Here is a 20,236-nt window from a genome sequence, read left to right on the forward strand (position 1 = left end):
GAGTATATGATAAATATGGTTGTGTTGAGGATTGGTAGTAACTGCTTGAAATCGTTCTAAACAAATAGCATTAAAGGTTTAATATTTAGCAATTAAATGCTGATTAAAATTAATATAAAACCTTGAGGTAGTTTACATGGTCAACCCTGATAACCACTCTCCTGTGGGTAATAATAACGGCAATCGTTCGCAAGTGAAAAAACCTATCGCACTGATGTCGTGGCTAGTATTGCTTATTGGTTTAGCCGCGCTCGCTTTTGCGATTTATAGTCTGCAAAACCTCACCAAAGAAGAACCGATAGAAACCATTACCCGTGAAGGGGTAGTGATGCAAATCCAGAAATTAAATCGTTTAGAGACGGTGGCGTTTAGTGTCGATACGGTTATCACTAGCCAAAAACCAGGCAATTGGATGAAGCTGTGGCAAGATGAGCAAAAAGGCTTGTTTATCGCTCGTGGGCGCGTAGAAGCGGGGATTGATTTGAGTGCGTTGACGCCTGAGATGGTACAGGTGGTGCAACCTGAGATTGATGTTGATAAGGTGCAGGAAGCTAATGCTAATACGCCCGTCTCAATGATGCCGAAAATCACTATTACCTTGCCGCCATCAGAGATATTTTCGGTTTATCTAGACGATATCGAAATCTATGATTGGCAAACGGGCGCTTTTGGTATGATGCAGGTCGATCCAAAGATTTTGCAACAAGCGCAAAGTATGGCAAAAAAAGAAGTGCTTGAGCGTGCTTGCCGCGGTGATGTAATGAATATGGCATTAGAAAATGCGCAAACTCAATTGCAACAGTTATTTGCTTTGACTGGCGCCGTCGTAACGGTAACCACGCAGGGCGCAGGGGCGTGCCAATTGCCAACGGCTTAATGCTTAGGTTTTATTAATCTTAGATTCAAATAAGAAGCGCAAGGTTTTAGGGCTAGAATATGTTAGTACGAGTAGTTAACTCAAAATACTTTAACGAACCGCTACGCCGATTAACAGATGTTGCTTGAAATTATGAGTAATAGGGTTACTATATTATATAGCAGGACTTATTTATCATTAACGACAGCCTTATAAATGCTGTCGTTAAAATGAGCTTATATAATATAAGAGGTGGCATATATGACAACTCCTAATAATCAGCCGTCTACTCATGAGAAGCGCAAATTAACCAAACAACTCAAAGCAAAAGAGTCGCTATCTTTTGCGACTTGGGTACTGTTAATTATAAGCTTTACTTGTCTATCGTATGCCATTTATACGATTCAGACGCGAATAGTAAAGCCAGCTATCGATACGGGTAACGCTAAGGCGGCACAAAGTAGTTTGGTACAAACTGGCAGTACGCCGCAAAATAAAGCTAAACTATACAGCTAATGATCACTTCTTAAATATATCAGCTTTACGGCTTTTTTAAACTCATAACTGTTTTTTAAGTTCATGACTATTTTTTAAATTCAGCAATCGCTAATTGCCGGGCTAGTTTATGCTCAACCATTGGTGCTGGATAATCCAGTTTGTTAAACATATCTGCGCTGCTGATTGCTTGACGTAACTTCTCTTCTGAATGCAAAATACTGCTTGCAACGTCTTTCAATTCTGGCAGCCATGTCTTAATAAATAACCCATCAGGATCATGGGTCTTAGCTTGGCTAAAAGGGTTCATAATACGGAAGTAGGGTGCTGAGTCCGTGCCTGTCGACGCGCTCCATTGCCAACCGCCGTTATTTGATGCAAAGTCGCCGTCTATCAGCTGCTGCATAAAGTAACGCTCGCCCAAGCGCCAATCAATCAGTAAGTCCTTGGTCAAAAACATTGCCGTCACCATGCGCAAGCGATTGTGCATAAAACCTGTCGCATTGAGACAGCGCATCGCCGCATCGACCAATGGCACGCCTGTCTTACCTGTGCACCATGCATTAAAATCATCCTGATTATATGACCAATTAATCTTGTTATCTGTCTCTTCTTTATACGCTTTATGGCGAATAAGCTCGGGCTTATAGTCTAAAACATGACGATAAAAATCTCGCCAAGCCAGCTCACTTATCCATCGATTAATATCATTGTTATCGGACTTATCAAAGCTATCAAAATTGTCGCTATCATTACCCTGTAATTTCTCTAGGGCTTTTGTGGCTTGTAGATAGCAAAGTCTTGGACTGATTGCCCCAATGGTCAGGTAGGCTGATAGCTGGCTGGTCGCCTGTAAACTTGGCACATCACGGCTTATGTCATAGTTATTAATATCATCAGCGATGAAATCCTCTAAACGTTGGCATGCAGCCACTTCATCCGCAGGATACGCCGTCCTAGCTTGGTCAAGCTGAGTGTCAGTATTAAGGTGCTGATAATCAGCGCTATTCTCTAACAGTTTTTGATAATTTTTGACGGCTTTATTACTTAGTTGTTCTATGTCTTTGACCGTATGAGCACTGTCTTTTGAAGTTTTTAAGGTGGTTTTTGACTGGTTATTTACCGCCATGGCTTGGTGTACTTGTAAGCTGCTAACATCTAAAGTATGTCGCCATTTGTTATAAAATGGGGTAAAAACTTGATACATGCTATCGTCATTGGTGGTGATGGTCTTTGGTGGCAAGATACATTGGTCGTGCCAGCGGATAAATTCAATATCATTGTTTGCTAGTTGTTTGGTTAGTTCTTTATCGCGGTCAATCTCATTACCTTCATATTCGTGATTTGCCATTACGCAGCTGATATTATTTATCTCACACAACGTCGTTAGCGACTCAATACAGTCAGAAAAGCTTGCACAGACTTGTACGGTTAAGTTGATATTCAAGTGTTTTTGCAAAGATGTTGCTAAGATTGGCAAGGTGCGGGCGATATGATCAAGCTGTGTGAGCGACATGTCATGTGCTTGCCATTGTTCAGGTGTCATAAAGAAAATAGCACTTACTAATGCATTATCCTCATTTGCACGCTCGCAAAGCGCTGCCAATGCCGTATTATCATGAACTCGCAGGTCACGACGGAACCACATTAAATAATGAGTTGGGTTTACGCTCGTCGTATTGCTGTTCTTACTGCTATTGTTGCTAGCAGTGTGATGAGGCGTTTCCGCGACCGTTTTAGACATTCTGCTATTCCTATATTAATCAATCGCAATCATAAACAAAACTGTGAATAAAAGTATGCTAGGATAAGTTTTTGGATGCAATGGATTTGCCATTCAATTAACAAATTATCATATTTGCTTTTTAGCGTTGGCAATCAGTATTTATTGTCCGCTATATTAGTTAAGCCAATTTATCAACGTCATATTTAGTGTTATATCTACTTAGTGTTATATATAAGGTCACATTATGCAGGTTAAGTTTTGTGGTTTTACCCAGCCTAGTGATATTAAAATTGCTGCTCAGTTGGGTGTCGATGCCGTTGGCTTGGTGTTTTATCCACCGAGTCCGCGCGCTGTTACTATCGAGCAGGCGCAATTGCTAAGTGCTTCTTTGCCAGCTTTTATAAGTGTCGTGGCATTGGTGGTAAATATGCCGCGAGCAGAACTGATTGAACTGGCAAACCGTGTCTCTTTTGATATCATTCAATTCCACGGTGATGAAACGCCCGAGCAGTGTCAGCAGCTGGCAAGCGCGGTCAATAAGCGCTGGATAAAAGCGTTGCGTATCAATGCGGAACAGCACACCGCTGCTAGCGTAAGCGCCGAGATTAATGAGTTTGCTGCCGCTGGCGCGAACAGTATCTTGTTAGATGCTTATCATCCGCATAGGTATGGCGGTACTGGGGCACGATTTGATTGGAATCTATTACCGCAAGACAGCTCGCTGCCTATTATCTTAGCGGGTGGGCTTGACGCCTATAATGTCGCTGCTACTTTAGAGCTGCCTATTTATGCCGTCGATGTCAGCGGTGGGATTGAGTCTGACAAAGGCAAAAAAGACGCTGCCAAAATGCGCGCCTTTATGAAAGCGGTCAAACGCGACCAATGGCAAAACGAGACGCTTAGCGAACCTTCGAATATCAGTAATTAGCTTTGTAGCCGTGAACTTCTAACCGTTAAATAGCTAATTACGTAAAATATTTCCCCCTTATTTATTCTAAAAAATACCACTTATTATAGTAGGAATTATCATGAGTCATGTCGCGAGCAAAGATGTATCTGCCACTGCTAAAGCCATCAATACCTTTACCAACCCAGAAAACGTACAAGACTTTAACCAATATCCTGATGCGCGTGGACATTTCGGCGTTCATGGCGGTCGTTTTGTTTCTGAAACGCTGATGGCAGCATTAGAGGAGCTAGAGGCGCTATATACCAAAGTAAAAGCCGATCCGGCGTTTTGGGAAGAGTATCATAACGATTTGGTTAATTATGTCGGTCGTCCAACACCGCTTTATCATGCCAAGCGTTTGAGTGATGAGATAGGCGGTGCGCAGATTTACTTTAAACGTGAAGACCTCAACCATACAGGCGCCCATAAGGTGAATAACACCATCGGCCAGGCGCTACTTGCCAAGATGAGTGGTAAAAAACGTATCATTGCTGAAACGGGTGCAGGTCAGCATGGCGTAGCGACGGCGACGATTGCTGCGCGCTTAGGGTTAGAATGTATTGTTTATATGGGCGCTGATGATGTCGAGCGCCAAAAGATGAACGTTTATCGTATGCGTTTGCTTGGTGCGACAGTTGTGCCTGTTACCTCGGGTTCGCGTACGCTTAAAGACGCGATGAATGAAGCCATGCGTGATTGGGTCACCAATGTGGATAGCACTTATTACATTATCGGGACGGTTGCAGGCCCGCATCCTTATCCGCTATTGGTACGTGATTTCCAAGCGATTATTGGTAAAGAAGCGCGCATTCAGCATTTGCAAATGACTGGCAAATTACCAGATGCTCTAGTCGCTTGTGTCGGTGGTGGCTCAAACGCCATTGGTCTATTCTTTGATTTCTTAAACGATACAGAAGTGAAAATGTATGGCGTTGAAGCGACAGGTGATGGCATAGAAACAGGTCGCCATTCTGCACCATTAGCCGCTGGTCGTATCGGTGTCTTACATGGTAACCGTACGTATTTGATGGCGGATGATGAAGGTCAAATTCAAGAAACGCATTCTATTTCAGCGGGACTTGATTATCCGGGCGTTGGTCCTGAGCATAGCTTCTTAAAAGATATGAAGCGCGTTGAATATGTGGGTTGTACCGATAAAGAGTCGCTAGAAGGCTTTCATGAAGTGACGCGTAAAGAAGGGATTATCCCTGCGCTTGAATCTGCTCATGCCGTTGCTTATGCCTTGAAACTGGCTAAGACAATGACACCTGATCAAACCATCATTGTGAATATGTCAGGTCGCGGTGATAAAGATTTGCATTCAGTGATGAAAGCAGAAGGGATTGAGCTGTAGTCGCGTATTGTACTGCGAACTATCAATCCGCTTTTATAAACTAAATTGATTGGCTCTCTGATCAAATCGTAGAGAGCCAATATTGTCAGTTTAAATTAATTGTAGAGAACACTATGACCCGCATTGAAAGCACTTTTGAAACCCTAAAAGCCCAAAATAAAAAAGCCCTTATCCCTTATGTTATGGCAGGCGATCCTAATCCGAGTAACTTCGTTGGCCTCTTACATGACTTAGTTAAGCACGGCGCGGATATGATTGAAGTAGGCTTGCCGTTTTCTGACCCAATGGCCGATGGCCCAACTGTTGCATTGGCTGGCGAGCGTGCATTAGCAGCAGGAACCAGTACGCGTGATGCGCTAAAAATGGTGGCAGAATTCCGTCAGCAAGACACGCAGACGCCAATTATTTTGATGGGTTACCTCAATCCAGTTGAAATCATCGGTTATGATAAATTTGTCGCTTTATGCGAGCAGTCAGGCGTCGATGGTATTTTGATGGTTGATTTGCCACCAAGCGAGGCGGGTAGCTTCACTCAGCATTTAACTGAGCATGCGATGAATGAAATTTTCTTATTATCGCCAACGACTTTGCCTGAGCGCCGTGAGCAAGTACTGACCCATTGCGGTGGTTATATTTACTATGTATCGCTTAAAGGAGTGACAGGTTCGGCGACGCTTGATACCGATGATGTTGCGATCCAAGTACAAGCAATTAAAGCAGAGACAAACTTGCCAGTATGCGTGGGCTTTGGTATTCGTGATGCCGCTTCTGCCAAAGCCATTGGTAAGCATGCTGATGGTATTATAGTTGGTAGTGCGCTAGTACAAAACTTTGCTGATATAGATGCTAAAGATGTATCCGCAGTTGCAGCAGCTCAGCAAAAAATAATGGCAAAAATGGACGAGCTACGCGGCGCACTCGATAGTTTAACAGCCTAATATTGTCTCGAATATATTGGCATCAAAGTGTGAATAGCTCAGCAACGTCATCTTATTACTATTCATCAGAGAACCGATATAGATCTTTGTAGTAAAGGTTATTACAACTTTTATAACAATGTTTATAAAGACAGAATTAAATGACTTTGCTAAAGTTAGTTTACGTGTGTAAACTAACATCACATATAAATTATTACAGTTGCGTATAAGCGCCCTTTATAACTGCTGATGTTATAAGGCTATGTGACTTTTAAATTGATTCTTATAAACGGACTTCTTAGGGACAAGTAACTAAGCCAACTTGTTGATAAGCCTTTGATAATGGCGAATACTATGACTGATACGATAACAAAACCTGATATGACGACTGAAAAAAATGGTAATACTGCTGGGCAATCATGGTTTAATCGCCCGATACCGGGTATTAAACAGCAACTGACCGCACCTTTGACGGCGGTAGAGACCGAACCGTCAACGAAATGTAGCAGCTGTCATTCGATGATTACTAATACGGCGCTGATTTTTAATTGCTATGTCTGCCCACATTGTGACCATCATTTACCGATGAGTGCTCGTGAGCGCTTAAACTGGTTGCTCGATCAAGTAGAAGGTGAGCTTGGACAACAATTTACTGCCAAAGATCCATTGAGCTTTGTGGATAGTAAGCCGTATCCGCAGCGCATGACCGAAGCACAAGATAAAACAGGCGAGTCTGAGGCGCTGATTGTGATGTACGGTAAATTGCGCAATCTTGATATCGTTACGTGTGCCTTTGACTTCCGTTTTATGGGTGGCTCTATGGGCTCGGTGGTCGGCGACCGTTTCGTAGAGGCCGCTGAAAAAGCCCTTGAAGATAAAGTACCCTTGGTTTGTTTTGCTGCCTCAGGCGGTGCGCGTATGCAAGAGGGTCTGCTATCATTGATGCAAATGGCTCGTACTGCGGCGGCGATTGAACGCTTAAGAATTGCGGGCGTGCCATATATTGTGATATTGACGAATCCTGTTTATGGCGGGGTGACGGCATCGCTTGCTATGCTCGGCGATATCCATTTAGCAGAACCAAAAGCCATGATTGGCTTTGCTGGCAAGCGCGTGATTGAACAGACCGTGCGTGAAACACTAGAAGAGCCATTCCAGCGCGCTGAATTCTTGTTAGAGCACGGCGTGGTTGATGAGGTAGTCCATCGTCATCAGTTGATTGATACCATCTATCGCTTGCTAGCAAAGCTATGCCGCGTACCTAATGTTGATGCTTAATATACTGAGCTACTCAACAAATAGGTGATTGAATTTATCACTGCGTACTATTTAGTAGCATGCTAAATTCTGCCAATTATATAAAGCTAACTAATAGCATTTATCGTTAATAACGGTAAATGCTATTTTTGCTTTTCGGCCCAGTAGTTATATACTGTCTCTGTTTCCTAATTGACTACTGTCTAATTCTTTATTTTTTTGAAAAATTCTATATAGGTTCCGCCCATGTCTGACTCTTTAGTTTCTAAGCCTAATACTCCCACTACACATGCTAGTTTGAGCGAATGGCTCGATTATATGCAGCAGATTCATGTATCAGCGATAGATATGGGGTTGTCGCGAGTATTACCGGTTGCTGAGGCGTTAGGCGTGGTACAGTCAGCCAAAGACGATACTTATGTATTTACCGTAGCGGGTACCAACGGTAAAGGCTCAACGACTGCGGTCATCGCGCAGATGTGCCAAGAGGCAGGTTATAAAACCGCGCTGTATCAATCACCGCATCTGAGTGTATTTAACGAGCGCGTGCGCATCAATGGCGAGATGGTCAGTGATGAGACCTTAATTGATGCCTTTAGCAAGGTAGAGAATGCGCGGTTACAGTGCGCTTTGACCTTGTCATTCTTTGAGATGACAACGCTTGCTGCATTATTAATCTTTGCTGAAGCAGACTGCGATGTCTGGGTGTTAGAAGTTGGGTTGGGCGGTCGCTTAGATGTGGTCAATATTATCGATCCTGATATGACAGTGATTACTAACATTGCCATCGATCATGTCGATTGGTTGGGCGATAATGTCGAAGATATTGGCCGTGAAAAAGCGGGTATTTTACGCGATGGTATTACTTTAGTTTATGGCGCTACTGCGATGCCAGCTAGTGTACAGCAAGCGATTGATACGCATCAGGCAAGCTGTTATCAAGCTGGGCAAGACTTTGATTATCGTGAAGTGGATACAGACGTTTGGCAATATAGTAATGCCGCTGTCACCATGCAATTGCCACGCCCAGCGCTGTCGTTGACCAATACGGCCAATGCCTTATCAGCGGTGTTGGCTAGTCCATTAAATATTGATAAAAGTGCTATCGAACAGGCATTGCAGACGGTCAAGCTGGCTGGTCGTTTTGACTATCGTGAGACCCATAATCGTCATTGGTTATTTGATGTAGCACATAACGAGCAAGGTGTTGAGTTTTTATTGGCACAATTATTACCGCTTTGGCAACAGCATCTAGCGAAGCAAAATAGTTCCGAACAAGTAACTAGTAAATCTGCCAGCATTAAAATGCTATTTTCTATGTTGGGCGATAAGGATATTAATAAGGTCGTGCAGCATTTGACCGAAGCGGGCTTACCTATTAGCGATTGGTTTATCGCTGAGATTGATTATCCACGGGCGGCGAGCACTGAGCATTTGAAAAGTATCTTATCAAGCTATGTTGATAGTGCGCAAATACACGAGTTTCAACGTTTATCAGAAGCGACTTATGCCGTTATAGATGGTAGTCATTCGCAAGATTTAATCGTCGTATGCGGCTCGTTCCATACGATTGGCGAGGCGCTAGCGGCACTTTCGGTTGATCATTTAAGTTAAAATCGTGCTGATATAATGTTAGTCTTAGCAGTAGCATGACGGCAGACAGTAGGAAAAATATGCTTTATAATCAAATTGATTTAGCACCCTGCTATACAATGTTATGAGATAGAAGCTCGGCATAATATTTAAAAATGAATGGACGTAACTGGCGGCAATGGCAACTATTTAACTATCAAGGCTGTTTATTAAAGCTAGCTAAGGATAGTTTTGAGACGACCGTTTTTAAACGACAGTTGCGCCGCTCAATCAACCTTCTTACCAACTAAGAGACGTAAACGGATGAACTTTTCGAGACAAGCCTTATTGGGCATTGGGATGATTATTGGCGGTAGCGTGATGCTATACGCCATGGTGCAACAAATTGGTGATAGCAATAAACCACAACCAGCGTCAGCGATGATAGATAAGCCAAGCCCCGCACAAGAATCTCCTCAGCCATTAACGACGGATATCGAGACTGAAAAGCGGATCTTGGCACAAAAACAAAAAGAGCGCGCCGCTCGTGTTGCGGAACAAGAAAAGCGTGCCCAGCAGTTCTTAACCGAACAAGAAGCTGCTGAGGCCCAAGCATTGGCAAAAGCCCGTGCGGAAAGTCAGCAGTATATGGCCAGTAGCGCACGAGCTACTGAGGAGAGTGATAAATCCGACGCGGAAAAAAATGAGGCTACAACGCCAATAAAAAAGACTAGCGCTGCTGCGTCAGCTGAAAGCGAGACAAATACTGGCGACCAGCAGAAAGCTGCCCAAGCGCAAAAAGAGGCTCAAAGGCAAGCGGCGATTAAAGAGCAGGCTGCTGCTAAGAAACTAGCAGACAGTAAAAAAGAAGCAGATGCTAAGAAACAAGCAGATGCTAAGAAACAAGAGCAAGCTGCGGCTGAGAAAAAACGAGAGGCAGCAGAAGCGGCTAAAAGTGAGCCGCCTAAGTCGCCCTCTGATTATCAAGTCAAAAGAGGAGATGGGCTGATTAAACTGGCGCGGCAATACAATATGCCAGTGGAAGTATTGGCACAAGCGAATAACCTTTCACCGTCGACAGCGCTACAACTGGGTCAAAGTATTACCATTCCATCGCGTAAGCAGGTGGAGCGTTTGGCACGTGAAGCAGCCGCCGCTGAGCAGGCGCGCGAAGACAAGCGTCAAAAAGAAGAAGCTTTAGCTAAGAAGTCAGCGGATGCGAAGCGTGAAGCGCAGCAGAAACTCAGCGAAGCACGTAAAGAAGTAAAAGAAACGGATGCCAAAGGCAGTTTTGGTGTGCAAGTGGCTTTGGCAAATGACCAAGCTAAAGCGGATGAGTTAGCAAAGAAGTTACAATCTGCAGGATATCAAGTCAAGACCAGTCCGACCAGTCGCGGTGTGCGCGTCATCGTCGGTCCTGAACGTGGTAAAGTGGCAGCATTGGCGTTAAAAGATAAGATTAATAGCGATCCCAAAGTTAATACCACGAGTGCTTGGGTCTTATACTGGCGTTAAAATAGTGCCTATATTGCGACAACCAAATTACTATTTTTGCTAAATAAACAGCACAAGCTTAATTAGGGTTCTTTGTCTTTTCTGGTTCTAGCTGACTTTATTCAAACACGACATCTATTGTCGTGTTTTTTGTTTTAACGTTTGTCCATTTGCTCATACTTAGTTACGATGAGCGCCGCTCTTTCCTGCTTCTCTTTGTATAACCTGTCAGCCTGCAAAGGCTGCCCTGTCGCGGTCGGATATGTGTCGTAATTTGATTTGATTTGATTTGATGACACCATCACACGTAGTTGACTGCTTTCATTATGTATAAGGTAAAACTATGTCATTTGGCGTTATATTTTTAATACTGGCGGTTGGGTTTGTAGGGCTGATTACCCTGCCAAAACTGTTTTCTAACAAACAAGTCGCTGAACCTGAGCCGCCACCTGTGCGCGGTGATGAGCTGGCTATTTGGCCATTCGCACCCATGCCCATCATGACAGACACTGAAGTAATATTTTTCAAAAAATTGAAAAATGCCTTACCGGAATATCATATTTTTGTCCAAGTTCAGCTGTCACGCATCATCGAAGCCAATAGCAGTGAAACCTCCGAACGTAGCTTTTGGTTCAATCGTATTTGTCGTCAAAGCGTCGACTATGTCATTGTTGATATCGATGCTCAGACTACTTTGCTCGCCATCGAGCTTGATGATTGGACGCATAATAGTAAAGCGCGGCAAAAGGCGGACGATAAAAAGGATAAAGCGCTTGCCAGTGCCGGTATTGCTATCGTGCGCTTTCATGCCGAGCGTATGCCGAGTGCTGATATGCTGAGATATGAGCTGATGCAGGTGATTGAGAGTTATTAGGATTATAGTAAAAACTTAACCTTTATCTTTTGCTTAGTCGGGCTTTCTAGGATAAATAACTATTGGTCTATCACCTTCAAAATATAGCCCTGTTTTTAAGATAGCATTTTTAGAATTGATAAGTGGTAGCCGACGATTATCGTAGAAGTCGCGCTTACTAAACCATTCGATATAATGAGCAGCGCGCAATGTGCTGATGTCAATAGCCGCAAGAGTTTCGCTATCAGTTTTATCGCACCATTCGTGCATGGGAAAAGTTGGAGTTAGCCAAGTAGGGTAACTAAAGTGATGACGGTCTATGGGCAAAAAGAATCGCCCTTTTATCACGCCATAGCGCTTATCAATTTTAATTTGACTATGTTTTTCAGTATCTACCCATACGGTACGAAACTGCTTGGTTTGCATGTGGATCATTTTGCGCTGTAGATTGTCATTGGAATTGATACCAACCCAATTGATCGGCTCAAAAGGTGGGGAGCCCATAAAAAACTTAATCGCCAATTCCCAATGTTCCATTAGGTGTTCTTTATGATTGTACAAAATCAAATCCAGCTCACCAGTCGTCTGCTTACCGTTATACAACTGCACGTTACTAGCAAGCGTCTCGTATGGATGCAACTTACGCGTAAAGCCATCTGCTAGCCAAAAGGACAATAAGCCTTCAAAGTGAAAACCCAAGCGATTGGGGCTCGGACGTTTTAATAAATAGCGGGTCAGCGCCTGATACGCATTGGTGTTATCCAGCTCTTCTAAACGCTGCTGATAGGCTTCAAACTGCTGTCGCCAAAAGTTTGCGCTATGAACTGATACGGTATGTGTATTCCGATGCGGTGCAAAGTCCAGCCATTCGGTTAAGACGTTAGGGCAGGCAAGTACATACGCCAAATCACGTACATAAGGTCGCTGGTATGCTTCCCAAGGTGCGTTATTTATGAGAGTAGGAGAAGGCTGGGTGGTAGGCTCGATCATAGTTTGAAGCAAATTGAGTAATGGAGAATTTACCCTAACGGCTCGCTCGCTAAAAGTCTATAGGTAATCGCAATATGTTAAGATTGTAATTGTCTGGCAGCATGTACTTTGCCAATCATTCAATAATAATTAGGATTAACTTATGAAATACCTTTTGCAAATCGACTTTCCTTATAGCGGACCTTTTGGCAGTGCGTTTTTTGACGCCATGAAAGAGCTGGCCGAAGATATCGTAACCGAAAACGGTCTGGTCTATAAGCTATGGACAGAAAACGAAGAGACGCAAGAAGCGGGCGGAATTTATGTGTTTGATAATCTAGAGGATGCCAACAGATATTTAGAAAAGCATACCCAAAGACTGACTTCATTTGGTTTCAAAGACATTAAATCTAAAGTATTTATCATTAATGAAGCGCTAAGTGCGATTACCAAAGCGTCTTTATAATACTGAATGAAGAATAATTAAGTATAAAAAAGCCAGCCATTGAATTTAATGGCTAGCTTTTCTGTATTACTAGTATGTTTGGTCGGAACGGCAGGATTTGAACCTGCGACCCCTACACCCCCAGTGTAGTGCGCTACCAGACTGCGCTACGCCCCGAATGACTGACTATTTTACGCAAAATTATGTATATTGCAAGGGCTATTTATTTTAGCCAAAATCTACAATCATATTTTACATACCATAGTCAGCATAACCAATGAGCAGTTAACCTTAACCCAGTAGTTCTTTTAGAATTTGGTTCACTTGCTGCGGGTTGGCACTACCGCGGCTGGCTTTCATGACTTGACCAACCAGACCGTTAAAAGCTTTTTCTTTCCCGCCGCGATACTCTTCAACCATCGCTTGGTTTTTCGCAATGACCTCTTCAACGATGGCTTTAATAGCGCCCGTATCAGTTTCTTGCTTAAGACCTTTTTCTTCGATGATTTTATCAGCCGCATCATCAGCATTGCCGCCTTCACGCTCATAGAGAGCACTAAACACTTTCTTCGCCAATTTACCAGATAAGGTATCGTCTTTAATACGGGCTAGCATGCCAGCCAATTGCTTGGCGCTGATAGGGGAGTCAGTAATTTCTTTGTCATCTTTATTTAGCGCACCGAGTAGGTCACCCATGACCCAGTTAGCCGCCATTTTGGTATCTTGTTGCCCAACTTCAGCGACAACGGCTTCAAAGTAATCGGCTAGCGGACGGCTACCTGTTAGGATACGAGCGTCATATTCTGATAGACCAAGCGCCTCTTCAAAACGTGCACGACGGGCAACAGGCAGCTCAGGCATTGCCGCCCGAATGCTATCAACGGTATGCTGCTCGATACGCACAGGTAGCAAGTCTGGGTCAGGGAAGTAGCGATAGTCGTTGGCGTCTTCTTTGGTACGCATGGTGCGAGTTTCATCGCGCTCTGGATCATATAGCATCGTGGCTTGGATAACTTTACCACCATCTTCGATGATATCGATTTGACGCTCGATTTCACGATTAATGGCGCGCTCGATAAAGCGGAACGAGTTGAGGTTTTTAAGCTCAGTACGTGTGCCCAATTCTGCACCTGGCTTGCGCACAGAGACGTTACAGTCGCAGCGGAATGAGCCTTCTGCCATGATGGCATCTGAGATACCGAGCCAAGTGACCAGTTGATGAATGGCTTTGATATAAGCAAGGGCTTCATAAGCTGAGCGCATGTCAGGCTCAGAGACGATTTCGATTAATGGCGTACCAGCTCGGTTAAGATCGACGCCCGTCATACCGTCGACGGCATCATGCACTGATTTACCGGCATCTTCTTCTAGATGTGCGCGAGTGATACCCATGCGTTTAGGGTATTCGTTTTTCTCGCCTTCATTGACCACGACATCGATATAACCCTTGCCAACGATAGGGTTGGCCATTTGGGTGATTTGATAGCCTTTTGGCAAATCAGGATAGAAGTAGTTTTTTCGGTCAAACGTATTAAATAACCCTAGCTCAGCATTGACGCCGATACCGAATTTTAAGGCACGATCGACCACGCCGCTGTTTAACACAGGCAATACGCCTGGTAGACCTAAGTCAACGATACTGGCTTGGGTATTTGGCTCATGACCAAAGTCAGTTGGTGCGCTTGAGAATATTTTACTTTCGGTATTTAGCTGGCAGTGAATCTCAATCCCGATGACCACTTCATAGCCATCGACGAACAGCTCTTTGCGGACGATTTCTTGGTGAGCGGCATGATCAGTAGTAGTTGCTGTGTTCATTATACCGTCTCCTTCGCGATGGTAGAGTGTTGTAAGTGGTGGTCTGTATGCTGCTGGAATAGGTGCGCGGTAGAGAGCAGTTTGCTCTCACACCAATATTGACCAATCAATTGCAAGCCAATTGGTAAGCCGCTTGAGGTTAAACCAACAGGCTGACTAAGCGCAGGTAGACCGGCTAAGTTGACACCGATGGTATAAACGTCACCTAAGTACAGCGTCGCAGAGTCAAGGTCTTCACCAAGCTTATAAGCAGCGGTTGGTGCAGTTGGACTGGCGATGACATCACAGTTAGCAAAGGCGTCTTCGAAGTCTTTGACAATGATACGACGCACTTTTTGTGCTTTGGTATAATAAGCATCGAAGTAACCAGCCGATAGCGCATAAGTACCAGTCAAAATACGACGTTGTACTTCAGGACCAAAGCCTTCTGAGCGTGAGCGCGTGTACAAGTCGAGAAGGTCAGTTGGGTTTTCACAGCGATAACCAAAGCGTACACCATCGAAACGTGACAAGTTCGAAGAGGCTTCAGCCGGTGCGAGCATATAATAAGTCGCAAGGGTGATCTCAGGGTCAGTAATATTGACATCTACAATCGTCGCACCAAGCGTTTCATATTGTTCAAGCGCTGCACGTACCGCTTGCTCGACTTCCGTATCTAGTCCGCTCGTAAAGTAATCTTTTGCCACGCCAATACGCAAACCTTCTAATGGCTTCGCATTGTCGCCAGCAGCCGTTACCGCAGTATTTAAGTCTTGGACATAATCTGGCATATCATATTTGATAGAAGTGGCATCGCGTGGGTCATGACCAATCATTGGTTGCAACAGATAAGCACAGTCCATGGCACTACGACCCATGCTACCCGCTTGATCAAGGCTTGAAGCGTAGGCAATCATACCGAAGCGTGAGACGCGACCATAAGTCGGTTTGATACCCGTTAAGCCGCAAAATGACGCTGGCTGACGAATAGAGCCACCCGTATCACTAGCGGTAGCAACGGGCAAAAACCCTGCGGCGACGGCAGCAGCACTACCACCCGATGAGCCACCGGGTACATGATTTAAATTCCAAGGATTGTGTACAGCGCCATAATGCGAGCTCTCATTATCTGAGCCCATCGCAAACTCGTCCATATTGAGCTTACCAAGGCTAATCATGCCTGCCTTATCGATGTTGGAGACGATAGTAGCGCTATAGGGTGAGATAAAATTGTGCAGCATTTTAGAGCCACAAGTCGTCAATACACCTTGGGTACAAAAAATATCTTTGTGCGCCATGGGTACACCAAGTAATGGGCGCTTATCGCCTTGGGCACGCATCTCGTCTGCCGCTTGTGCTTGCGCGCGCGCAGTTTCAGAGGTATGGGTGATAAAGCTGTTAATCTTACTATCAAGGGCATCGATGCGTTTGATATAGTGTTCAGTCAGCTCAAGGCTGCTAAATTGTTTGTCTTGCAAGCCCGTAATAAGCTGCTGGGTACTTAATAGGTGAAGTTCAGACATAAGGTGTCGTCCGTCAAAATGTGAATAGCAGTAAATAGGATAAAATAAAGGTAAAAATTATTAGAATAATTATTCAATCACTTGTGGCACAAGGTATAAACCCGCTTCAACAGCAGGTGCCATCGATTGATTGCGCTCGCGATTGATATCGTGTTTGGCGACATCGGCGCGCAAATCTTGGCAAACTTCATGAATATTTGATAAAGGTTTGATGTCAGTGGTATCTACATTGCCAAGCGTTTGCATCAGCTTTAACACTTTGCTGATATCATCGGCGTAACTGCTGGCGGTATCTTCATCTACACCTAAGCGTGCAAGGCGGGCAACTTCTAGAATTTCTTGACGGCTGACATTGCTTTCAGCTGCTGTGATTGGCTGTGACATAATTTCTCCAGTGAAGGACAGTTTTTATTAGAGTAGAGAATAAATCAAATAGGTCAGTGTTCAGACAAATAATGGCTAAAGCACAAAAACATATTAAAAAAGCGCATTATCTGTATGTTTTATAGAGAGTGCCTTTATTATAAAGCATCTTACCCAAGATTACAGAGCATGGGCTTTGATTGCTGCACTATCTTTACTAACTTTACTAAAATAAAGAGATTTGCAAAATTGACCAGATAGTTATGGATTGATTATCAATTGCTCACTATTTGGTTATGAAATACGTTACAGTATGCACGCACTACTAAGCTCAACGTTAAGTAAGCTATTAAACAAACTGCTGAGCAAAATACCAAGTAAGGTACTTGGCAGCAATGTCACATAGCCGTAGTACCTCGTTAGTTATTGAATTAAATGATGTTTCAGATAAGGGAGTGGTATTATTCGCCATTTCAAACTTTGTAACAATTTTTATGGCTTAAGCCCGAAATTCTAGCGTGCTGATGCAAATATCTGTGTTTTTTTTGAGCTAAATCGGTATAATTTAGCTCAGTTTTTTCATTTCATCATTATTGCTTCGGTTTGACTGGTTGCGATGATAAACTCTCGCGACGGGTCATGTTCAACGACGACCTGCTTAATACTGACGAGTAAGCCCTCAGTCAATTTCGTTCGCCTCATTCGCCTCATTTGTAATACGCTGGATATATTAGTCATGAACCTGTTTGGATTCTTATCGAATAATATCGCAATCGACCTCGGTACTGCGAACACTCTTATTTTTATTCCTGGTAAAGGCGTGGTGCTCGACGAGCCTACGGTGGTCGCGCTACGCAGTAATCGTACCCAAAACCCTACCGTCGCTGCTGTTGGTGTTGATGCCAAGCAAATGCTGGGTCGTACGCCTGCCAATATTACGGCGATTCGCCCGTTAAAAGACGGCGTGATTGCAGACTTTGAAGTGACGCAAAAAATGCTCAAGCATTTTATCACTAAGGTTAGGGCTAAGCGTTTTATGGCCCAGCCTAACGTAGTGGTTTGCGTGCCATGTAAGTCGACCCTCGTTGAGCGTAAAGCGATTCGCGAAGCGGTCTCATCGGCCGGCGCAAGCAAAGTACTGTTGCTAGAAGAGCCAATGGCGGCGGCAATCGGTGCTGGCTTGCCAGTTCATGAAGCCAGTGGCTCGATGGTGGTTGATATCGGTGGTGGTACCACTGAGATTGCCGTTATCGCACTGTCAGGTTGCGTTTATGCCGAGTCGATTCGTATCGGTGGCGATATGTTTGATGAAGCGATTATCACGCATGTGCGCCGTACCCATGGTTGCGTGATTGGTGAAACCACCGCTGAGCGTATCAAACAAGAAGTTGGCTCGGCATTAAATGAAGACAGCCAGCTAGAAGTTGAAGTTCGCGGTCGTAGCATGGCAGAAGGTGTACCAAAGACCTTTACAGTCAATTCTGAAGAAGTGCAAAAAGCCCTCAGCGACCCATTAAGCGGTATCGTCAGCGCGGTAAAAACCGCACTCGAGCAAACACCACCTGAGCTGTCATCAGATATCGCAGAACGCGGTATTGTATTGACGGGCGGCGGCGCGTTATTAAGAGGTTTGGATAAGCTGATTTCAAAAGAAACGGGTCTACCTGTGACCGTTGCTGAAGACCCATTAACTTGCGTCAGCCGCGGCGGTGGTATTGCCCTTGATTTTATCAATAACAAAAGTCTAAATATGATTTTTGTCTAAATTGCTATTGTTCATATAATAGTGGGTACTGTTTATATAGGTGGTAATTGAGCATAGCTACATTTGCTGTGCTTGATAAACGCTAAAATGACATTACGTGAGCGCTTTATCATAAAAATCGTTTTTTCTTATTCGTTTTATTTTATTAAAGGTAGCCAATCAGGTTGCCTTTAATAACATTAACCCATACCAAAACCTATGCCAAAATTAACTAGCAGTACTATTTAGATTAACTGACTTAGATTAACTGGTAATCGGTTTCTAACATTTATCACTGCTATTTGTAATATGCTAAGTAAGAATTCGATAAGGTCATATTTTATAGCTTGATATTTGTTACTGTTATGTCAAGTAGCAATTATTGCTCACATTAAAACCTCTAGATTAGACCAACTATGATTCCAAGTATTTTTGCTCGCCAGCCACTCGCACTGCGTAAGACTGCTATTGTATTGATAGTGGCATTGGTACTGATGTGGTTTGATAGCAAAAATCCAGAATGGTTCAATCCGATACGTACCACTACCCATGCTGCTATGCAGCCTATTTATGAGCTGTCGTTATTGCCAAGCTATGCAAAACACTGGTCAAGCGGTAGTCTGCAGTCTAAAGAAGCGCTACGCCGCGAAAATATGCAGCTCAAATCGCAACTCATCCATGCTCAAGCCAAGCTGCAGCAGCAAGATTATATCTTAGCGCAAAATGCCCGCCTACAAGGTATCCTCTCGACGACGCGTCCCGAACAATTTGATTTGAATTTAGCTCAAGTAATTGGTACCGATACCAATCTACTCAGGCAAATTGTCGTCCTTAATAAAGGCGAGCAAGATGGCGTGCAAGTGGGTCAAACGGTCATCGATGAAGACGGTATCTTAGGGCAGATTATCAACGTTTATCCTAATACCAGCCGCTTATTACTGATTACCGATGAGCAGCAATCCGTTGCCGTGACCGTCAAACGCACCGGACAGCGGGCTATTGTTACGGGCGAGGGTATACCGACGTCTTTACGCCTTAATTATGTTTTTAAAACCTCAGATGTGCGCGTCGGCGATGAGTTGGTGTCATCAGGATTGGGCGGACGTATACCAGCAGGCTATCGAGTTGGTCGCATTGCTCATGTTGAAGACACGCAGGAGGATAACTTTAGAAGCATTGAAGTTACGCCAGCGGCAAACTTTATTGACAATGCTTACGTGCTGGTACTACAAGACAAGGTGATCAATAAAAATAACACAGACATTAAGGAAGATTGATAGGTTGCCTGCTGTTTTAACTCAATATAATAGTCACAGCTACCTCTTAACCACCGCTTTTATTCCCACCAATGCTAGATAAATCGTTACATAGCAGCCGCTAAGTATTCGCTAAAGGTAAGTATTCATGGCATATCCTGATTCTGAACATGCAACGGGGCTGTTGCTTGCCGTGATTGTCCTGAGCTTTATTGTCGCCTCATCGCTCAGTGTTTATCCATTAAGCCCGAGCATGGCAACATTGCGCCCGATGGTTATGATGATGGTGTTGATTTTTTGGCTCCTGTTTCAGCCCCGTTATGTCGGAATTTTTAGTGCTTTTATCGTTGGCATTATCGCCGATTTATTAATGGACACGCATTTAGGTCAGCAAGCTTTCGCCGCCGTGATGGTCGCAATGGTAATAAAAGTCACCAGCATTTATATCAGACAATTAAATACCATCAGCGCTTGGCTCATAGCAAGCTTAGGATTGGTCATATTCCAAGTGACTTTATGGATATTACAGATGTTTATCCAAAATACCTTTGTCGCCCAATCTGCCTTATCCTTATTAATGAGTATCATAAGCTGGCCGCTGGTGCTATTTATACTACGCAAATTTGCACGCTAGCTTATACTGTCATGTGTCTGCAAAACTAAAAA

Annotated in this window: 18 protein-coding genes and 1 tRNA gene; 13 read left to right on the forward strand and 6 right to left on the reverse strand. The window is 43.9% G+C overall.

Going from position 1 to position 20,236, the window contains the following annotated elements; translation table 11 throughout:
• Window positions 1-136 precede the first annotated feature (136 nt).
• Window positions 137-877, forward strand: coding sequence for a DUF4230 domain-containing protein (locus tag AC2FA3_RS09520; RefSeq protein ID WP_490509366.1), 741 nt, complete (start codon window positions 137-139; stop codon window positions 875-877).
• A 240-nt stretch (window positions 878-1,117) separates the two neighbouring features.
• Window positions 1,118-1,372 carry a hypothetical protein gene (locus tag AC2FA3_RS09525; protein ID WP_490509367.1) on the forward strand — a complete coding sequence of 85 codons (255 nt, stop codon included), beginning with the start codon at window positions 1,118-1,120 and terminating at the stop codon, window positions 1,370-1,372.
• Between the two features lie 67 nt (window positions 1,373-1,439).
• Here the strand turns inward: AC2FA3_RS09525 and AC2FA3_RS09530 are convergent, their stop codons facing one another.
• A complete protein-coding gene (locus AC2FA3_RS09530) occupies window positions 1,440-3,095 on the reverse strand; it encodes a cryptochrome/photolyase family protein (protein ID WP_490509368.1) in 1,656 nt (551 codons plus the stop codon).
• A gap of 226 nt (window positions 3,096-3,321) precedes the next feature.
• On the opposite strand from AC2FA3_RS09530, the gene AC2FA3_RS09535 reads away from it, so the two are divergent.
• The 7 genes from AC2FA3_RS09535 (at window position 3,322) to AC2FA3_RS09565 (ending at window position 11,494) form a co-directional block, all read left to right on the forward strand.
• A complete protein-coding gene (locus AC2FA3_RS09535) occupies window positions 3,322-4,005 on the forward strand; it encodes a phosphoribosylanthranilate isomerase (RefSeq protein WP_490509369.1) in 684 nt (227 codons plus the stop codon).
• A 100-nt stretch (window positions 4,006-4,105) separates the two neighbouring features.
• Window positions 4,106-5,380, forward strand: coding sequence for a tryptophan synthase subunit beta (trpB, locus tag AC2FA3_RS09540; protein ID WP_227686236.1), 1,275 nt, complete (start codon window positions 4,106-4,108; stop codon window positions 5,378-5,380).
• A 113-nt stretch (window positions 5,381-5,493) separates the two neighbouring features.
• Window positions 5,494-6,318, forward strand: a complete 825-nt coding sequence (gene trpA, locus AC2FA3_RS09545) for a tryptophan synthase subunit alpha (RefSeq protein WP_490509370.1) — start codon at window positions 5,494-5,496, stop codon at window positions 6,316-6,318.
• A 333-nt stretch (window positions 6,319-6,651) separates the two neighbouring features.
• Window positions 6,652-7,575 carry an acetyl-CoA carboxylase, carboxyltransferase subunit beta gene (gene accD, locus AC2FA3_RS09550; RefSeq protein WP_490509371.1) on the forward strand — a complete coding sequence of 308 codons (924 nt, stop codon included), beginning with the start codon at window positions 6,652-6,654 and terminating at the stop codon, window positions 7,573-7,575.
• 225 nt (window positions 7,576-7,800) lie between these two features.
• Window positions 7,801-9,168 carry a bifunctional folylpolyglutamate synthase/dihydrofolate synthase gene (locus tag AC2FA3_RS09555; RefSeq protein ID WP_490509372.1) on the forward strand — a complete coding sequence of 456 codons (1,368 nt, stop codon included), beginning with the start codon at window positions 7,801-7,803 and terminating at the stop codon, window positions 9,166-9,168.
• 282 nt (window positions 9,169-9,450) lie between these two features.
• Window positions 9,451-10,641 (forward strand): LysM peptidoglycan-binding domain-containing protein, encoded by a 1,191-nt coding sequence (locus AC2FA3_RS09560; RefSeq protein ID WP_490509373.1) that lies wholly within the window; start codon window positions 9,451-9,453, stop codon window positions 10,639-10,641.
• 322 nt (window positions 10,642-10,963) lie between these two features.
• Entirely contained in the window at window positions 10,964-11,494 is a 531-nt protein-coding gene (locus AC2FA3_RS09565; RefSeq protein ID WP_490509374.1) for a DUF2726 domain-containing protein, read from the forward strand.
• 33 nt (window positions 11,495-11,527) lie between these two features.
• On the opposite strand, the gene AC2FA3_RS09570 is transcribed toward AC2FA3_RS09565, so the two are convergent.
• Window positions 11,528-12,463: a DUF1853 family protein gene (locus AC2FA3_RS09570; RefSeq protein WP_490509375.1), complete on the reverse strand. Its 936-nt coding sequence runs from the start codon at window positions 12,461-12,463 to the stop codon at window positions 11,528-11,530.
• Window positions 12,464-12,605: 142 nt separating this feature from the next.
• Here AC2FA3_RS09570 and AC2FA3_RS09575 point away from each other — a divergent pair, with 142 nt between their 5' ends.
• Window positions 12,606-12,908, forward strand: a complete 303-nt coding sequence (locus AC2FA3_RS09575) for a monooxygenase (RefSeq protein WP_490509376.1) — start codon at window positions 12,606-12,608, stop codon at window positions 12,906-12,908.
• 79 nt (window positions 12,909-12,987) lie between these two features.
• Here the strand turns inward: AC2FA3_RS09575 and AC2FA3_RS09580 are convergent.
• The 4 genes from AC2FA3_RS09580 to gatC form a co-directional block, all read right to left on the reverse strand.
• Window positions 12,988-13,064 (reverse strand) — tRNA-Pro (locus AC2FA3_RS09580).
• 114 nt (window positions 13,065-13,178) lie between these two features.
• Complete coding sequence (gatB, locus tag AC2FA3_RS09585; RefSeq protein WP_490509377.1) at window positions 13,179-14,705, reverse strand: Asp-tRNA(Asn)/Glu-tRNA(Gln) amidotransferase subunit GatB; 1,527 nt, start codon at window positions 14,703-14,705, stop codon at window positions 13,179-13,181.
• Window positions 14,705-16,207, reverse strand: coding sequence for an Asp-tRNA(Asn)/Glu-tRNA(Gln) amidotransferase subunit GatA (gene gatA / locus AC2FA3_RS09590; RefSeq protein WP_490509378.1), 1,503 nt, complete (start codon window positions 16,205-16,207; stop codon window positions 14,705-14,707). Before gatA ends, gatB begins: the two co-directional genes overlap by 1 nt.
• 69 nt (window positions 16,208-16,276) lie before the next feature.
• The gene (gene gatC / locus AC2FA3_RS09595) at window positions 16,277-16,591 is read right to left on the reverse strand and encodes an Asp-tRNA(Asn)/Glu-tRNA(Gln) amidotransferase subunit GatC (RefSeq protein ID WP_201611031.1); all 315 of its coding nucleotides are present in this window, start codon (window positions 16,589-16,591) and stop codon (window positions 16,277-16,279) included.
• A 715-nt stretch (window positions 16,592-17,306) separates the two neighbouring features.
• On the opposite strand from gatC, the gene AC2FA3_RS09600 reads away from it, so the two are divergent.
• The 3 genes from AC2FA3_RS09600 (at window position 17,307) to mreD (ending at window position 20,204) form a co-directional block, all read left to right on the forward strand.
• Entirely contained in the window at window positions 17,307-18,335 is a 1,029-nt protein-coding gene (locus AC2FA3_RS09600) for a rod shape-determining protein (protein ID WP_490509379.1), read from the forward strand.
• Between the two features lie 395 nt (window positions 18,336-18,730).
• Entirely contained in the window at window positions 18,731-19,591 is an 861-nt protein-coding gene (mreC, locus tag AC2FA3_RS09605; RefSeq protein ID WP_490509380.1) for a rod shape-determining protein MreC, read from the forward strand.
• A gap of 127 nt (window positions 19,592-19,718) precedes the next feature.
• Window positions 19,719-20,204: a rod shape-determining protein MreD gene (gene mreD, locus AC2FA3_RS09610; protein WP_490509381.1), complete on the forward strand. Its 486-nt coding sequence runs from the start codon at window positions 19,719-19,721 to the stop codon at window positions 20,202-20,204.
• The last annotated feature ends 32 nt before the right edge of the window (window positions 20,205-20,236 follow it).

It is taken from the genome of Janibacter sp. CoH_79_TC_3 (assembly GCF_058197955.1).